This window comes from Hymenobacter perfusus (assembly GCF_003944765.1).
GTDB lineage: Bacteria > Bacteroidota > Bacteroidia > Cytophagales > Hymenobacteraceae > Hymenobacter > Hymenobacter perfusus.
In genome coordinates, this window is the sequence record NZ_RWIU01000007.1 from 59927 (window position 1) to 76228 (window position 16302).

The window sequence follows — 16302 nt, forward strand, 5'->3', positions numbered from 1 at the left end:
CCCCGGCCGCAAAAAGCATCTGGCCTATGCGTTGCCGCTGGTTTACACCCGGCACGACGAGCAGAGGCCACAGCTGTTTTTCGGCTGACTGCCCATTCGTGCCACCGCACCACCGGCAACTCCTATATTTACCCGCGCATCTCCCCTTTCCCATGCCTCGCTCCTACTGTATCTGGCTTACGCTGGCGTTGCTGTTGATCGGACTACCCGGCCACAGCCAAGCCCTGGAGCCCCCCCAAACGCCGCCGCAGAAGGTCCTGACCGTGCATCTGACGCTGCCCACGGTGCTGGGCAAGCTGGGCGAGCTGGCCGGCGTACTGCCGCGCACGCCCAAAAACAGCCGCCAGACTTCCACGGATAATCCCGTAGTCACGCTGGCCGTGCCCCTGCCCCGGTTTCTGAGTAGCTCCGACGACAAGCCGGCCGCTCCGCGCAAGCCATAGAGCCCTGTTTATTCCCCGTTTCTACTCCTCTCTCCCCGCATGGAAGTAAACGCGTCTATTTTAATTTCCGTAGGCATAGCCGCTATAATAGTGCGGAGTATGCGGCAGTTTCTGGATTTACCCACCCGGATGCCCCACCTGAACCGGCTGTTAGGTTATTTCTGGGTGCCGGGGCTGCTGCTCTACCTGTTTTCCCTGCTCATCCAGTGGAAAACGGACCGGCTGGATGAGATATACACGCTGTTGCTGATGGTGATGGTGGTGCTGGTGCTGGTACGGGTGCAGGATTACCGGCCGGCCCGGACCATCCTGCTGGCCGTGGTGCCCTACGTGGCGTATTCGGCCATTGAGCTGCTGTCGGGGTCCCTGAGCAACAGCTTTCTGCGCGAGTACAAGGGCCTGTTCAGCAATAGCCAGGGGTTTGCCATCATCTGGCTGGTGACCTTCGTGCTCATTGCCCGAAAGCAGAAGAAGCAGCTGGAAGCCGAACGGGTGCGGCGGGAAGCGGAGGAAAAGGAACGACGCGAAATAGCAGCCCAGAATGCGGTACTGGAGCGCATGGTGGCCGAGCGGACGTCTTCGCTTACTCTGCAAACCGAGGAGCTGCAACATGCGCTGGAAGAGCTCAGAACCACCCAGGCCCAACTGATTCAGTCTGAGAAAATGGCTTCATTAGGCGAGCTGACGGCCGGTATTGCCCACGAAATTCAGAACCCCCTCAACTTCGTCACCAACTTTTCCGACGTGAGTGCCGAGCTGGTAATGGAGCTGGAGGAAGAGCAGCAGCGCCCTGAACGGGACCAGGAGCTGGAAGCCGAGCTACTGGCCGACCTTAAGCAAAACCTGCAAAAGATTACCCACCACGGGCAGCGCGCCGCCAGCATCGTGCGGGGCATGCTCGAACACTCCCGCGCCAGCACCGGCGAGCGGCAACCCACCGACCTCAACGTGCTGGCCGACGAGTATCTGCGCCTGGCCTACCACGGCCTGCGGGCGAAGGACAAGTCCTTTAACGCCACGCTTACTACCGATTTTGCTTCCCCCCTCCCCAAAATTGAGGCCGTGGCCCAGGACCTGGGGCGGGTGCTGCTCAACCTGTTTACCAACGCCTTTTATGCCGTGCAGAAGCGCAAAGAGCAGGGTGAAACCGGCTATGCCCCTACCGTACGCGTAGCCACCCGCGCCCTGCCCGGCGGCGGCGTAGAGGTGCGCGTGCACGACAATGGCACCGGTATTCCGGAAACCGTGCGCCAGAAAATCTTCCAGCCCTTCTTCACCACCAAGCCAACCGGCGAAGGCACCGGCCTGGGCCTTTCCCTCAGCTACGATATCGTAACGAAAGGCCACGCCGGTACGCTTGCCGTGGAAACGGAGGAAGGCCAGGGCACCGAGTTTATCGTCACCTTGCCGGGGTAATCACCAGAACATCATTCCTTGTTGCGCTCGGAATGATGTTCTTTTGGCCTTGCATTCACGGCCGTTTTTTCCCCCGATTCCTCCTGTCCACCCCGTACCTTTAGCCCCATGAAAATACTGGTAGTTGATGACGAGCAGGACGTGCGGACGCTGTTTGAGCAACGGTTCCGGCGTGAAATCCGCAACGGGCTATTTACCTTTTCATTTGCCTACTCGGGTGAGGAGGCGCTGGATTACCTGCACGGCCACGCCTCCGAAGTAGTCCTGATCCTGTCTGACATCAACATGCCCGGTATGAGCGGACTGGAGCTGCTGCGCCACATCCGACAGGAATATGGCGCGCCGCCGCCTTCCCCGCCGCAGGTAATGATGATTACCGCTTACGGCGACGACGACAGCCGCCAGCAGGCCCTGGCTCTGGGCGCCAACGACTTCCTCTCAAAGCCCGTGGATTTTGCGGCGCTCAAGGAAAAACTACTGCACCTCACCGAGCATGAAAACTAAGATTCTGGTAGTTGATGATGAGGCAGACCTGGAGCTGCTCATCAAGCAGAAGTTTCGGCGTAAGATCCGGGAAAGTGTGTACGAGTTCGTGTTTGCCAGCAACGGGCAGGAGGCCCTGAACACGCTGCAGCAGCACCCCGACCTCGACATCATCCTTTCCGACATTAATATGCCGGTGATGGATGGCCTCACGCTGCTCAGCAAGCTGCAGGAAGCCAATCCGGTCCTCAAAACCGTAATGGTATCGGCCTACGGCGACATGCAAAACATCCGCACGGCGATGAACCGGGGGGCTTTCGATTTCGTGACCAAGCCCGTGGACTTCCTGGACCTGGAGCTGACGATGGACAAAACCGCCCAGCACGTGCAGCAGCTGCGCGAAACCCTGCGGGCCATCCAGGAAAACAACATCCTGCGCATGTACGTGGATGAAACCGTGCTCAACTTTGTGGGTCGGCCGGAGTTCGAAAATACGCTGATGGCCTCTGAAACGGTAGATGCCTCAGTGGTTTTCATCGACATCTGCGGCTTCACGTCTCTCTCCGAAGTGCTGCCGCCCGCCGATATTGTCACCATGCTCAACCGCTACTTCGACCAGATGGTGAAGGAGGTTATTGCGCAGGGCGGCTACATCGACAAGTTTATGGGCGACGCGGTGATGGCCGTGTTCCGGGGCGAGTACCACCTCGACCGGGCCGTGGACGCGGCCCTGGCCATGCGCGCCGTGGTGCAGGCCAACGAGGACGTATTGCCCGACGGCCGGCCCTACCAGCCGCTGGTCAGCATCGGCATCAACACCGGCGAAATGGTGTCGGGCAACATTGGCTCGGCCTCCCTCAAGCGTCTTGACTACACCGTCATCGGCGACAATGTGAACGTGAGCCAGCGGCTGCAGTCCGTAGCCCAGCCCGGCCAGATTATCATCACGGAATCTACCTACGAGCGGGTAAAAGAGTCGTTTCAGTGCCGCCCGCTCCACGAGGTAACCCTCAAGAACAAGGCCCAGCCCATGATGATCTACGAGGTGGTAGCGTAGGGGTGAACCTGTGAAGAGTGAAGTTGTGAAGAGGCTTCGCGCCGCCATTGCGAGCAGCGCGAAGCCATCCTTTCTTTTTGAAGCGCAAAACGCTCACCTACTCAAAAGCCCCTGACGCTTGGTTCTGGCGTCAGGGGCTTTCTGCATTTAGTAAGCCTGCGCATCGTGAAGGGAGGATTACTTCGCGCTGCTCGCAATGACAGGAGCTTTGACTTTTCCCCTTCGACTCCCTCTACTTCCCCGCTTCGTTCTGCTTGCGCAGACGCTGGCAGAGGACGCGCAGAATATTGCGCAGCACTTCGCTCCGCTCCTCCATCACATCGTAAAAATCATCCTGGTCGAGGCGGAAGGCTACAACGGAACTTTGGGCCACAGCCGTAGCTGACCGCGGCTCGGCATCGAGTAGAGCCAGCTCCCCAAAAAAGTCGCCGGGACGGAAGGTAGCCAGCAACTGCGAACCGGTAAAAATGCCCACTTCTCCATCCGACAGGATAAAGAGAGAAGTACCCAGGTCACCCTTGGCAAAAATTGGCTCTCCGGCGCCAAAATTCACCTCCTTCATGATGGGCACGATGCTGCTGAGGACGTTGGCGGGCGTGGCGGCAAACAGCGCGGTGCGCTGGAGAATAGCCACCCGGTCGGCGGCAGAAACGTGGGCAGTAGCGGCGGAATGGCTCATAAGCAAATCGGGCAGGGAAGGTTCTTGCGCAAAGGCCGCCTGGTAGGCCGCCGGCCGGGTTTCGGCCCACTGGGCCAGCACCGCCAGGGCACTTTCCCGCACCAGTGGGCTGGTACTACGCAGGTGAGGCCAAAGCAGAGCAAAACGCGACTCGGCGGCCGGCCAGTGGCGCAGAGCCAGACTCACCGTCCAGTCGGAAAAGGCCGTTTCGCCGCGTTCCACAATGGTGGCCACAATAGGTCCGGGCGTGGTAGCAGCCGGCAGCAGCCGGTCGAAGCGGGCCGCTTTGGCGGCAGGTGTGCCCACTTCCAGCAGCGTCTGGAGACCTTGATAGATGGGGCGCGGAATGATGTTATCCAGGATTTCGAGGGCATTGGCCTGCCGCTCCCGGGTGGCATGCGCCACGCTGCGCTGCGCGTCGGCAATGGCCTGGGGCGCGTAGAGCTGCTGCAACACCCCAAACAGGCGCTGCTGCACCCGCGTCAGCTCGTAGGCCAGGGCATCCTGCATGAGTTGATTTGCCGTGGTAGCTTGCCCGTGCAGTAGTTCGCGGGCCAGCTGCAGTTCCTGCTGCACCAATACCTGAAAAACCGAGGCGTCGGCTGGTTCCGGGGCGAAGTTGCGGAGGGCACGCAAAGCATCTTCGCGCTGCTGCAACTCGGGCCGCTGCGCCAGCGCCACCAGCGCGGCGCGGCTATGGGCAGCGGGCAGATGGCCGCATAACTGCGTCACGCGCCGAATTACGGTAGCATCGGTGCTGTGCTGCAGCGTATGCACCAACACCGGTAATGCGGCCGGCCCCAGCTGCTGCAGTTGCGTGAAGGCAGCGGCCCGCGTGGTCCTATCGGCTAATGCTGCCACCAACGCTTCTGTTTCCGCCTCCGACGCTGCGCTGTTGCGGGCGGGTTGCCCGGTGGCGGGCAGTTCATCGGGCAGGGCAAACCGGCGGCTCACGGCGTGGTGCAGCTCACCGAGGTAATGCCCATAAGTGCGGTAAAGCATGAAAATTGCCCCGGTTATCAGCACCGCCATCCACCCGAAGGTAAAGCCGGTACCCAGCGTGGGCCAGAAGTGCGGCACCAGCAGCAACAGACCAGCCAGGCCCATTCCCAGCGGCTCATACACGCCCTTCGAGAGGGTGTGTGCCTGCAACCGCTCGGCCGCGGGCAGCGGCTGGAACAGCACCAGAAACACCGGGTCGAAGAAGGCGCGGCGCAGGATTTCCATTGTCAGGAACAAGGCGCAGAAATAGAGCATGATGCCCCCCGGCCCCCAGCTACTATGCTGGCTGAATAGCCCCAGCCCCAGAAGCACCAGGGCCGGCAAGACCAGCAGAATGGTCCGTACGCCCAGCACGTCGAGCAGCTTACCGGTCACCACCAGCTTCACCACCAGCGCCACCAGATAGGTGAGGGCCAGCACGGTGCTCACGTAGCGCATCACCAGCGCCTGGTCGTGAAACTGCTGCTTGACGTTGACAAAAAACGAATACTCCACGCCGGTAGTCACGGCCGCAATAGACAGCATACTCAGGCACATGCTTAGTACCAAGCGGCTGCTGCCGAACCAGCGTTGTAGCGGCTCCGCCACGGCCTGCGGCCGGGCGGCCCGGCCGCCGGAACGCGCTTCCACCAGATGCTCCCGGCCGGTAGTACGCAGCACCAGCAACGCCCCCACATAGGCCCCGAAAGCCAGCAGCAGCAGCCACAGCAGCTCCGCATGATGATGCACTAACAACGCCAATACGGCGCCCAGGGCCTTGGCCGGCATATCACCGGAGCTGATGACACTGAACAACCGTCGACCTTGACGCACATCAAACACCACCGCCGACACGCCCCAGAACTCCAGGTTGGTAAGCAGGTAGATAACGCGGTAGCCCGTCATGATGGCCACGGCGGCCCACACTGAATGGCCCACAGCCACCAGCACCCCAATCACCGCCATCAGGACCACCACGGCCAGCAGCACCCGCACGGCCACCCGCTGCAGGCCCAAATGGTGCTCGTAATGCGCGTACACCTGGCCGGCCACTACCATGGCCAGCGCGGCCACGCCGTAGGCCAGCGGCAGGTTGCGCTCCGGCTGGTTTTCAAGCAGAATCACGTTGGCCGCTACGTACACCAGAATGGTGCCGATGCCCAGCAGAAAGTTGTGCAGAAAGAACAGCCCTACCGTACGCCCCTCTTCGGGTCGAATGCCCAGCAGTTGCTGCCAACGCGCAAGTAATGTCATTGTGTAATGCTTAATGCTTAAGTGGCAGCGTACAGCTGATAGGAGTAGCTTCTGCCTGTTTACCTAAGTACCGGGCACCGGACACTAAGCACTACCACAGGTGCAAGATAGGAGCCAACAGCGGCATGATGCCGGATTTTTCCGCTACTTACGCCTTCTAAGCCTCGTTTGCTCCTCATGGATTGCCTTCGCGCCGAAACCTACGTCCTCGACCAGCTCCGCCAGCACCTTACTCCTACCCTGTTCTACCACGGCCTGCATCACACCCTCGATGTGGTTGAACAGGCCCATTCCCTGGCGCTGGCCGAAGGCGTTTCCGACGATACTGAACTGGCGCTGCTCCGTACTGCCGCTCATTACCACGACGCCGGTTTCCTGACAACGTACCAGGGACACGAAGCTGCCGGCTGCGCGCTGGCGCGCCAGGTACTGCCCGGCTTTGGATACGAGCCGGCCCACGTAGAGTTGATCTGTCAGCTCATTATGGCTACCCGGATGCCCCAAAGCCCCGGACCGCTCCGGCTGGCCCAAATCCTCTGCGACGCCGACCTGGATTACCTCGGCCGCCCCGATTTCTGGCGCATCAGTGCCACCCTGTACGAGGAGTTGACGGTGCGCAACTTACTAGCAGGCGAGGAAGCCTGGTTACGACTACAGGTTGACTTCTTGAGCAGCCACCACTACTGGACGCCCACCGCCACTACCCGCCGTGAAGCCGGAAAACAGACCCACCTGGCCGAAGTGTGGGAGCAGCTGGCGCGGCTTTAGCGCGCCACGACCAAACCAGCCAGCACCGCATCCAACGCCGCGAATAGCTCGTCGTTGCCCTGTTGCGTGTACCCTTGCAGCGCGGTTTCGAAACCGGAAAGATCGTAGAGGAAGGCTTTAAGGTTATCTGGAGTGATGGTGGGGAAGTGGCGGCCGTAGCCCAGCTTCTCGATTTCGGCGGCGTTGAGGAACTGCTCGAACTGGGCCGGAATGGGCACCGCGCACACCGGTTTACGCAGGTACACCGCTTCGCTGATGAGTGAGAAGCCACCATTAGTGACAACCGCCCGGGCACTAGCTAAGTCGGCCAGAAAGCCAGCCTCACTGAAGGCCCGCAGCTGCACGTTGCCGTGGTTTTCCTCCTTGTTGAAACCGTACACCCGAAACTCCTGCCCCGGCAGCAGTTGCAGCTGCGTCACCAGGTCCTTCTGCGTGGTGGCCGACTGATACACCAGTACGTGCGCGCCGCGCGTGGGGCGCAGAGCCAGCACCTCGGGCCGCAGAATGGGCGGCACCAGCGTAGTGCGCTCCTTGAGGAGCGGCAGCGGAAAGAAGGTACTGATGAAGTAGTGCTGACTGCCGGGCAGTTTGGCACGCACAATCTGGCGAGCCAGCGTAAGGTTGCCGCGCTCCGTCGTCGGCACCGGCACATCCAGCGCCGCCCGACTGATAATCTGCATGTTATCGATGCTGATAACCGGTAGCCCTTTCCACTTGGCAAACAGGAAGCTAAACGACTCGAAATCGGAAATCACCACCTCTGGCTCGAAGTCGCAGAGCAGCTCCCGGTACTTGCGGAAGTTCACCCGCAGATTCTCCGGGGCCGAGCGCAACGTCAGGCCCGCCGTACGCGCCTTCGATACCGTGAGGCCCTTATAGGCCAAGTGAAAACCCCGAATTTCGTGGACGCGCCCGGGGAAGTTGGCGGCCAGCATCTGGTAGGCCCGGGAACTGCTCACCACGCACACCTCATGCCCCTGGCTGAGCAAGTGCCCGATTATCACCTTGCTGCGCGTCGCGTGCCCCAGCCCTTCGCCGGGCACTCCGTATAAAATATTCATACCAGCAATGAGCAGTTTGTAATGAGTAATGAACAGTTAGCAGTGAATAATGAGACAGTAAGCAATTAGCGCCAACGACTCATTGCTCACTGTTCATTACTTCCTCCCGCCGGGAATGCGGAATTGTAGGCCCAGGCTGGGAATAAAGGTGAGGCCGCTGAGCTTGGCCGTGCGGTTGTTGAGCAGCTGGTACTCGCCGTAGTTCTGGTAGTACACCGACAGGGCCGGGATAAAGTAGGCGTATTTGTACCCCAGCTTCGCGTTGAAGAACGCCCCAAACGAGCTGAAATTCTTTCGGGCCGTGGGCAACGACGGTAGCAAGGAGCTGCCCGCGCCGTTGTAGAGGTTCTGGGGCTGGAAGCCGTATTTAAAGAAGCTGTGCGCGTACACCACCCCGTAGGAAATGGCCCCAATTTCCTCCTCTACCCCGAGCGATTTGCTGAATACCAGCGGAATCAGAATATCCTGGCGGCTGGCCCGGAAGTTCAGGAAATCCGTCACGTTGCTCAGGAACGGCACGCTGGGCAGCTTGGCCCGCTGGGTGGCAAACTGCAGCCCGATGCTGCCGTAGGTGGCCCCGGCCTGTCGCGTGCCAGGGTTTTCCACCGTGCCCGTCGGCCCCAGGAACTGGTACATGGCATCGAAAACGTGGGATCCGAAACCGTACTTGTAGCCCACATCGAGCCGATCAATTACGCCGTAACGCACGTAGATATCGGAGGTCGGCCGTACCGGGTCGAGCACGTAGGCCAGGGCCGCCACTTGGATGTTCTCAATGCTCTGGTTATAGCGGATGGTGTCTTTGTTAGCTGCTGATTTGGCCGCGTCCAGCAGGGCCGAGCCGGTTTTACCAATGGTTTCGGTGGACACGTTAAAAGCCATGTTGCCACCCACCCGGAACTCGCCGCGCGGCGTAACCTTGCCGGTACTTACAATGGCCCGCGGCGCGGTGCACGAGGCCGAAAATAACAGGCCGGCCCCGGCCAACAGGCTCAACGCGGCACGAAACGAAGAAAAAGCAGTCATACGAAGCACAAAAGGGGAGTTACAGCGGCCGGCCAAGGCCAAAACCGGGCCGAAAGTAGCCAACTCCCCCGTAACTCTGGCGCTGTTTTTTTACAACTGGCCCTCATCCTCCCATCATGCAAAAGCGCAGCCGGGACATCTTGCCCAGCTGCGCTTTTGTGTGAAGTGCTGATGCTTACGCCGCTAGGCAGCCACCGCCACCCGCTCCGTGCGGGCCTGCCGGTAGGCCTCGGGACCCATCTGGCGCAGCATCCGGTAATGCGACTGTAACGCTCCGAAAAACGTCTTGTTCTCGATGTAGGGCACCCCGAACTCCAGGGCCGTCTGCCGCAGGATGGGGGCCAGGGCTGGGTAGTGAATGTGGCAGACCTTCGGAAACAAGTGGTGCTCCACCTGCCGGTTCAGGCCGCCACACAGGAAGCTGGCCAGCTTGCTGTCGGGCGAAAAGTTGGCCGTGGTACGCATCTGATGCACCGCCCAGGCCTCACGCATATCGCCCTGCTCATCGGGCAGCGGGAAAGCGGTGCCTTCTACCACGTGGGCCAGCTGAAACACGAGGCCCAGCACCAGCCCTTCCACGAAGTGCATCCAGACGAAGCCCAGCGCAAACTGCCACCACGTAATATCCAGTACCACCAGCGGCAGTATAATAAACAGGGCGTAATACACGGCTTTATACAGAAACAGATTCACATACTCGCGGCGCGGATGCTTAGTGACGTGCTCCCCGATTTTGCCCTGGAAAAACTTCACGTAATCCTTGCGCAGCACCCAAGAGAGGGAAGCCAGCCCGTACACCGGAAACGCGTACCAGTGCTGAAACCGCTGAATCCAGCGCACCGGCTCCTCCTCCGACAGCCGGATCAGGCCCGGAGCTACCTCAATGTCTTCGTCGTGGCCGGCAATGTTGGTATAGGTGTGGTGCACAATGTTGTGAGTGATGTTCCACACGTAAGGGCTGGCGCCAATCAGGTTGAAGACCATGCCCAGCCACTTATTCACGTTTTTATTGGCCGAAAACGCCCCGTGTAGCGCATCGTGGCACACGTTGAAGCCAATAAAAGCAGCAAACGCGCCCATCAGGGCCGCCAGCCCGGCCATAGCCAGCAACCCGAACTGGTTCGAGAGAATCAGCAGGTACAGGCCCAGGTAGCCACTCAGGAAGAAGATGGTTTTGGCCCACATGGCCCCGTTGGCGTGGCGCGAAATACCCTCGGCTACAAAGTAGGCATCCACCCGCTCGCGCACCGTGGCGAAAAAGGTGGTTTTGCGAACATTCGTGAATTTCAGTGTTTTGGCCATACGTATGAAATAACATGGTGCAGTGCCGCAGCGCGGTCCGCGTGTCCACGGATGGGTTTCAATGCCGGCAAGGTAGCAGCATTGCGCCATACGCCGCCAGCGGCACCTCCGTGGCACCTCAACCGGGAGCCACTCCATTCAGTTCGTTGCGGCCGGACAGAAGTAGCCGTCGGCCGCCGTTTACAGCTTGGCAACGCGCGGCAATTACGTTGTCTGACAGCCATCTGCCCCTGTTTATTAGCGACATAATATATTTTCCACCGGCTGCTGGTTTTCCCGACCGATTGGGTGGCCGCCGCTGGTTGCCGACATTACCAAATTGTTACGTCGAAACCCGAAAATCCCGTAACTTTCCTTTCCGCTTCTGCATTTTTACTCTCGTATGCTCCAGTTTTACCTCAATAACCAGCTCATTCGCACAGACCAGCCGGCGGGTAGCACCTTGCTCGATTTCGTACGATACAACCAGCACCTGAAAGGCACCAAAATCGGCTGCCGCGAAGGGGACTGCGGGGCATGCACGGTACTGGTGGGCGAGCTGGACGCGGCCGGCGCAACGGTGCAGTACCAGGCCATGACCTCCTGCCTCACGCCCTTGGGCAACGCCCACGGCAAGCACGTGGTTACGGTGGAGGGCATCAACGCGGCCCGGGGCACGCTCACGCCGGTGCAGCAGGCCATTGTGCAGGAAGGCGGCTCGCAGTGCGGCTTCTGCACCGTGGGCTTCGTAATGAGCCTGACCGGCCACGCCCTCAGCGAAAAACCCAGTACCCCCACCTCGGCCCTGGCCTCCATTGATGGCAACATCTGCCGCTGCACCGGCTACAAGAGTCTGGAGCGCGCCGCCCAGCACCTCACCGAGCAACTCCGGCAGCGGCCCGCTGCCGCCGCTGTAAGCTGGCTGGCCGCCGAGGGTTTCGTGCCACACTATTTCGCCGATATGCCCGCCCGCCTCACCGCCCTGCACGAGGCCACCCGGGCGGCCACCACCGGCGGCTCCGAAGCCACCACGCCCGTCACGGCTCCGTCCCCGGTACTGGATGCCCCAGCCGCCGCGCGGGCCCACATCCTGGGTGGCGGCACCGATTTGCTGGTACAGCAACCAGAAAAGCTACGGGCCACAGATGTGGAGCTGGTATACGACCAACGCCACCTGCGCGGCATCCGGCGCGAGGGCAACACCATTGTGCTGGGCGCCGCCACCACGGCCCAGCAACTGCTGGAATCAGAAGTATTGCTGGCGGTGCTGCCGCAGCTACCCCGGTACCTGAAGCTGGTCAGCAGCACGCCCATCCGCCAGATGGGCACCGTGGCCGGCAACTTCATCAACGCCTCCCCCATCGGCGACCTGACCATCCTGTTCCTAGCCCTTGGGGCTGAAATTGAGCTTACCACGGCCGCCGGCCAGCGCCGCACGCTGCCGCTGGCGGAGCTGTACCAGGGTTACAAACAGCTCACCAAAACCGCCGACGAGCAGGTAACCAAAATCCGGTTCGGGGCTCCGGCTTCTACCGACGCCTTCAACTTCGAGAAGGTATCCAAGCGTACCCATCTGGATATTGCCAGCGTGAACACCGCCGCCTGGCTGCGGCTGGGAAACGGCGTTATCCAGGAAGCCCGGCTGTCGGCCGGCGGCGTGGGACCCATTCCGCTGCTGCTGCGCCAGACGGCCGCCGGGCTGGTGGGCCGGTCGGTTTCGTTGGAAACCGTGCGCCACGCCCAGCAGCTGGCCCAGCAGGAAATCAGCCCCATCAGCGACGTACGCGGCACTGAGCACTACAAGCGCCTGCTGCTGCACCAGCTGCTGGAAGCGCATTTCGTGGAAACCGGCCTGCTGGCTGACTAGAGAACTGTCATTCCGACGAAGGAGGAATCTGGGTGAATCGTTGAAAGGCTCACCCAGATTCCTCCTTCGTCGGAATGACACTCTTACCCTCCTACCCTCAAACCCTCCTACCCAAGTGAATCACCTCGACCCTATCCGCCACGTGCGCGGCGAATCTCAGTATCTGGATGACGTGCTGGTGCAGCAGGGCACACTATACGCGGCCGTGGTGGAGTCGCCGGTGGCGCACGGCAAGCTCCTGGGCATTGATGCGGCGACGGCGCTGCTTTTGCCCGGCGTGGTGCGCATTATCACGGCCCAAGATATTCCCGGCGAAAACCAGATTGGCGGCATCGTGCCCGATGAGCCGCTGCTGGCCGAGGGCCACGTCCACTTCCGGGGGCAGCCAGTGGCCCTGGTGCTGGCCGATTCGGAACACGCGGCCCACGCGGCCCTGGCCCTGGTGCGCGTCTCGGTGGCACCTTTGCCCATCATCACCGACCCGCGCGTGGCCGCCGCCCAGAACGAGCTGATTGTGCCGCCCCGCACCTTCCGCATCGGCGACTCTGCCGAAGCCTGGGCCGGGTGCGCGCACGTATTTGAGGGCGTAGCCGAGTCGGGTGGGCAGGAGCATCTGTACATCGAAACCCAGGGTGCGTACGCCTTTTCTACCGAAATGGGCGGGGTACGCATCATTTCCTCCACCCAGGGCCCCACGGCCGTGCAGCGCCACACCGCCCACGTGCTGGGCATGGGTATGCACCAGATTGAAGTGGACGTGACGCGCTTGGGCGGCGGCTTCGGTGGTAAGGAGGACCAGGCCACCATCTGGGGCGCTCTGGCCGCGCTGGGGGCTTTCGTGACCCAGCGCCCGGTGAAGCTGGTGCTCGACCGCATGGCCGATATGCGCATGACCGGCAAGCGGCACCCCTACTCCTCTGACTTCAAAATCGGGTTGGATGCCGACCTGAAGATTGTGGCATACGAGGCAACGTTCTACCAGAACGCCGGGGCCGCTGCCGACTTGTCGCCGGCCGTACTGGAGCGCACCCTGTTCCACAGCACCAACACGTACTTCATTCCGAACGTGACGGCCACGGCGTACAGTTGCCGCACCAATCTGCCGCCCAACACCGCCTTCCGGGGCTTTGGCGGGCCGCAGGGCATGTTTGTTATCGAGTCGGCCATTGCCTGCGCGGCGGAGCGGCTGGGCGTGCTCGCCACCGATATTCAGCGCCGCAACCTGCTGCGCGAAGGGAACCTGTTCCCGTACCGCCAGCCCACCGAGGGCTGCCACGCCGAGCAGGCCTGGGATACGGCCGCCGAGCTGTTTGACCTACCCGGCCGGCGGCGCGAGGTGGCGGAGTTCAACCGCGCCCACCGCTGGGAGAAGAAGGGCCTGGCCGTAATGCCCATCTGCTTCGGCATTTCCTTCACCAAAACCGCCATGAACCAGGCCCGGGCGCTGGTCCACATCTACACCGATGGCTCGGTGGGCGTGAGCACCGGGGCCGTGGAGATGGGCCAGGGCGTGAACACCAAAATTGCTCAGGTAGCGGCCCAGACGCTGGGTATTGCCGTGCACCGCGTAAAGGTGGAAAGCACCAACACCACCCGCGTAGCCAATACCTCCCCCTCAGCCGCCTCCGCCACCGCCGACCTCAACGGCAAAGCCACCGAGCTGGCCTGCCGGGCCCTGCGGGAGCGGCTGCTGCAGTTGGCTTCTACGGAGCTGAGCCTGGATTACGAGGGCCTGCACATCGAGAATGAGCAGGTGCTGGCCGCCGGCAAGCCTGCCGATACCACCTGGGAGAAGCTCGTTTCGGCGGCCTACTGGCAGCGCATCAGCCTCACGGAAAACGCCCACTACGCCACGCCCGACCTGCATTTCGACGCTACCACCAACCAGGGCTACCCCTTCGCTTACCACGTGTACGGCACGGCCCTGACCACCGTGCGCGTGGATTGCCGCCGGGGCACCTATGAAGTAGAAGCCGTGCAGATTGCCCACGACTTCGGCCAAAGCATGAGCCCGGCCATCGACCGGGGGCAGATTGAGGGCGGCCTGGTGCAGGGCATCGGCTGGATGACGCTGGAGGAGCTGGTGTTCAACGACGAGGGCCGGTTGCTCAGCAACTCCCTCAACTCCTACAAGATTCCGGACCTGTATTCGGCTCCCAAGGTGCTGGATGTGCACTTTCTGGATACACCGGGCCACCCGCGCGCCGTGTTCCGCTCCAAAGCCGTGGGCGAGCCGCCGCTGATGTACGGCATCGGGGCCTACTTTGCTTTGCGCGACGCAGTGCGGGCATTTAACCCGCAGGCCGCTATTTCTTTCTCCGCTCCTATGACGCCGGAAAAGGTTCTCGTAAATTTGCACCCCCATTTTACGACCACCCCCTCCGACGCTTGGAACTCACCCACTCCCTTAACCTCCGTAACCACCTCCGCGGATTCCTGATTTACGCCGCCGGCGACACGCTGGCAGCCCTTTTACTGCACCAGTTTTCCTGGACGCGCCTGCTGGGCATGGCTCTGGTGGGCGGCGTGCTCTATTCCTTGGAAGTTCCCGCCTTTTTCCGCTGGATTGACCAGCAGGTACCCGAGCGCCGCAACGGCGGCCTGGGCCGGCAGTGGCTCCGGGCGGCCCTTTCGCAGGTGTACTTCAACCCACTCTGGATTGTGCGCCACTACATATTTCTGCGGCTATTCAGCGGCCAGGCCGAGCAGATTTCCTGGGCGCTGCTGCCGCTGGCAGGCCGCTCGTTTCTGGTGAATGTTCCGGTGGCCCTGGCTGTGAACTATTACATCCAGAACAAAGTAACTTCCGACTGGCGCTTCGTGGCCAGCGCGCTGTTCTCGGGCATTATGGCGGTGTACTACGCGCTTAGTGCTACGTGGCTGTAATCCTCGCCCGGGCACTTGAAAAAAGGATAGTATATACAGGAAAAATATATAAAATTCAATATATTGCCTAAACAAGTACTACCCTCTACTTCTCCCAGTTATCCTTCCGTGGATATCCTGAACGCCACACCACCGGCTCCGCGCGATATGCTGGTGTGGCAACACGCGGCAGCCAATCTGCGCGCCGGTATTCCGGTGGCGTTGCTGTGTGTGCTGGCCAGTGAGGGAAGCAGCCCCGGCCGGCAGGGCTTCAAAATGAGCGTGACGGCCAACAGCCTGGCGGGTTCCATTGGGGGTGGTATTATGGAACACAAGTTTGTGGAAGTAGCCCGCGCCCTGCTGCGCGACGCTACTTCCACGCCCGTATTACGCCAGCAGATTCACCGCAAGGATGCTCCGGCTGACCGCTCCGGCATGATCTGCTCGGGCGAGCAGTGGGTGCTGGTGCAGCCATTGCGGGTCACCGACCTGCCGGTCATCGTTGCCATCAAGCAGCTGCTGCGGGAGCATAGCAGCGGCCAGCTGCAGTTATCGGCCTCCGAGGGGCTGCGGCTGCAACAGGACCAAAACGCTGCCGCCCCTCGCTATGCCTGGCAGCCCGGAACTGACTGGGCGTACTCGGAACGGCTGGGTTTCCGGGACCACGCCACCATTGTGGGGGCCGGGCACGTGGCCCTTGCCCTTTCCCGGGTGTTGGCTTCGCTGGAATTTGAGCTGACAGTGCTGGATGACCGGCCCGGCCTGAATACGCACTTGCTCAACCCGTTTGCCCACCACAAGCGTACGGTCAGCTACGAGGCCCTGCCGCAGGAAATTCCCACCGGCCCCCATCAGTATATTATTCTCATGACGTTTGGCTACCGCTCCGATTTAGTGGCCCTGCGCGCCTTACTGCGCCATCCGGTACGCTACCTGGGCGTGATGGGCAGTGCCGCCAAGATTGCCGAGCTGCTGGTTACACTACGCGCCGAGGGCGTTTCCGAGGAGCTGCTGGGCCGCGTACACGCTCCCATCGGGCTGCCCATCAACAGCCGCACGCCCGAGGAAATTGCCATCAGTATTGCCGCCGAGCTGATTCGGGAGCGGAACGCATAGCCACG

The 16302-nt window shown here is 61.4% G+C and carries 13 protein-coding genes; 9 read left to right on the plus strand and 4 right to left on the minus strand.

Translation table 11 applies throughout. From position 1 onward, the window contains the following. The first annotated feature begins 152 nt into the window (after positions 1-152). From EI293_RS18050 to EI293_RS18065, 4 genes are all read left to right on the plus strand, one after another. Entirely contained in the window at positions 153-443 is a 291-nt protein-coding gene (locus tag EI293_RS18050) for a hypothetical protein (RefSeq protein WP_125439953.1), read from the plus strand. A 129-nt stretch (positions 444-572) separates the two neighbouring features. Continuing rightward, positions 573-1859, plus strand: coding sequence for a sensor histidine kinase (locus EI293_RS18055; protein WP_317127229.1), 1287 nt, complete (start codon positions 573-575; stop codon positions 1857-1859). Positions 1860-1967: 108 nt separating this feature from the next. Further along, complete coding sequence (locus tag EI293_RS18060) at positions 1968-2363, plus strand: response regulator (RefSeq protein WP_125439955.1); 396 nt, start codon at positions 1968-1970, stop codon at positions 2361-2363. After that, complete coding sequence (locus tag EI293_RS18065) at positions 2353-3399, plus strand: adenylate/guanylate cyclase domain-containing protein (protein ID WP_125439956.1); 1047 nt, start codon at positions 2353-2355, stop codon at positions 3397-3399. Before EI293_RS18060 ends, EI293_RS18065 begins: the two co-directional genes overlap by 11 nt. A gap of 232 nt (positions 3400-3631) precedes the next feature. Here the strand turns inward: EI293_RS18065 and EI293_RS18070 are convergent, their stop codons facing one another. After that, entirely contained in the window at positions 3632-6313 is a 2682-nt protein-coding gene (locus EI293_RS18070) for a cyclic nucleotide-binding domain-containing protein (RefSeq protein WP_125439957.1), read from the minus strand. A 177-nt stretch (positions 6314-6490) separates the two neighbouring features. On the opposite strand from EI293_RS18070, the gene EI293_RS18075 reads away from it, so the two are divergent. Then, on the plus strand, positions 6491-7081 hold the full coding sequence (locus tag EI293_RS18075; RefSeq protein ID WP_125439958.1) for an HD domain-containing protein: 591 nt from the start codon (positions 6491-6493) through the stop codon (positions 7079-7081). On the opposite strand, the gene EI293_RS18080 is transcribed toward EI293_RS18075, so the two are convergent. The 3 genes from EI293_RS18080 to EI293_RS18090 all read right to left on the minus strand — a co-directional run bounded on the left by EI293_RS18080 (position 7078) and on the right by EI293_RS18090 (position 10470). Further along, positions 7078-8142: an MJ1255/VC2487 family glycosyltransferase gene (locus EI293_RS18080; protein WP_125439959.1), complete on the minus strand. Its 1065-nt coding sequence runs from the start codon at positions 8140-8142 to the stop codon at positions 7078-7080. The two genes, EI293_RS18075 and EI293_RS18080, sit on opposite strands and share 4 nt — an antisense overlap. Positions 8143-8238: 96 nt before the next feature. Then, positions 8239-9168, minus strand: a complete 930-nt coding sequence (locus EI293_RS18085) for a hypothetical protein (RefSeq protein WP_125439960.1) — start codon at positions 9166-9168, stop codon at positions 8239-8241. Positions 9169-9351: 183 nt separating this feature from the next. Beyond that, positions 9352-10470: a fatty acid desaturase family protein gene (locus tag EI293_RS18090; RefSeq protein WP_125439961.1), complete on the minus strand. Its 1119-nt coding sequence runs from the start codon at positions 10468-10470 to the stop codon at positions 9352-9354. 382 nt (positions 10471-10852) lie between these two features. On the opposite strand from EI293_RS18090, the gene EI293_RS18095 reads away from it, so the two are divergent. From EI293_RS18095 to EI293_RS18110, 4 genes are all read left to right on the plus strand, one after another. After that, positions 10853-12316 carry an FAD binding domain-containing protein gene (locus EI293_RS18095; protein ID WP_125439962.1) on the plus strand — a complete coding sequence of 488 codons (1464 nt, stop codon included), beginning with the start codon at positions 10853-10855 and terminating at the stop codon, positions 12314-12316. A gap of 115 nt (positions 12317-12431) precedes the next feature. Then, positions 12432-14756, plus strand: a complete 2325-nt coding sequence (locus EI293_RS18100; RefSeq protein WP_125439963.1) for a xanthine dehydrogenase molybdopterin binding subunit — start codon at positions 12432-12434, stop codon at positions 14754-14756. Further along, complete coding sequence (locus tag EI293_RS18105; protein ID WP_125439964.1) at positions 14705-15202, plus strand: hypothetical protein; 498 nt, start codon at positions 14705-14707, stop codon at positions 15200-15202. The genes EI293_RS18100 and EI293_RS18105 overlap by 52 nt, the downstream gene beginning before the upstream one ends. Before the next feature lie 108 nt (positions 15203-15310). Further along, positions 15311-16297 carry an XdhC family protein gene (locus EI293_RS18110; protein ID WP_170170435.1) on the plus strand — a complete coding sequence of 329 codons (987 nt, stop codon included), beginning with the start codon at positions 15311-15313 and terminating at the stop codon, positions 16295-16297. Positions 16298-16302: the final 5 nt, after the last annotated feature.

Bases quoted from the DNA above. Each gene is read 5' to 3' on its own strand.
- EI293_RS18050 (WP_125439953.1), top strand. From the start codon at position 153: ATGCCTCGCTCCTACTGTATCTGGCTTACGCTGGCGTTGCTGTTGATC.
- EI293_RS18055 (WP_317127229.1), top strand. From the start codon at position 573: ATGCCCCACCTGAACCGGCTGTTAGGTTATTTCTGGGTGCCGGGGCTG.
- EI293_RS18060 (WP_125439955.1), top strand. From the start codon at position 1,968: ATGAAAATACTGGTAGTTGATGACGAGCAGGACGTGCGGACGCTGTTT.
- EI293_RS18065 (WP_125439956.1), top strand. From the start codon at position 2,353: ATGAAAACTAAGATTCTGGTAGTTGATGATGAGGCAGACCTGGAGCTG.
- EI293_RS18070 (WP_125439957.1), bottom strand. From the start codon at position 6,313: ATGACATTACTTGCGCGTTGGCAGCAACTGCTGGGCATTCGACCCGAA.
- EI293_RS18075 (WP_125439958.1), top strand. From the start codon at position 6,491: ATGGATTGCCTTCGCGCCGAAACCTACGTCCTCGACCAGCTCCGCCAG.
- EI293_RS18080 (WP_125439959.1), bottom strand. From the start codon at position 8,142: ATGAATATTTTATACGGAGTGCCCGGCGAAGGGCTGGGGCACGCGACG.
- EI293_RS18085 (WP_125439960.1), bottom strand. From the start codon at position 9,168: ATGACTGCTTTTTCTTCGTTTCGTGCCGCGTTGAGCCTGTTGGCCGGG.
- EI293_RS18090 (WP_125439961.1), bottom strand. From the start codon at position 10,470: ATGGCCAAAACACTGAAATTCACGAATGTTCGCAAAACCACCTTTTTC.
- EI293_RS18095 (WP_125439962.1), top strand. From the start codon at position 10,853: ATGCTCCAGTTTTACCTCAATAACCAGCTCATTCGCACAGACCAGCCG.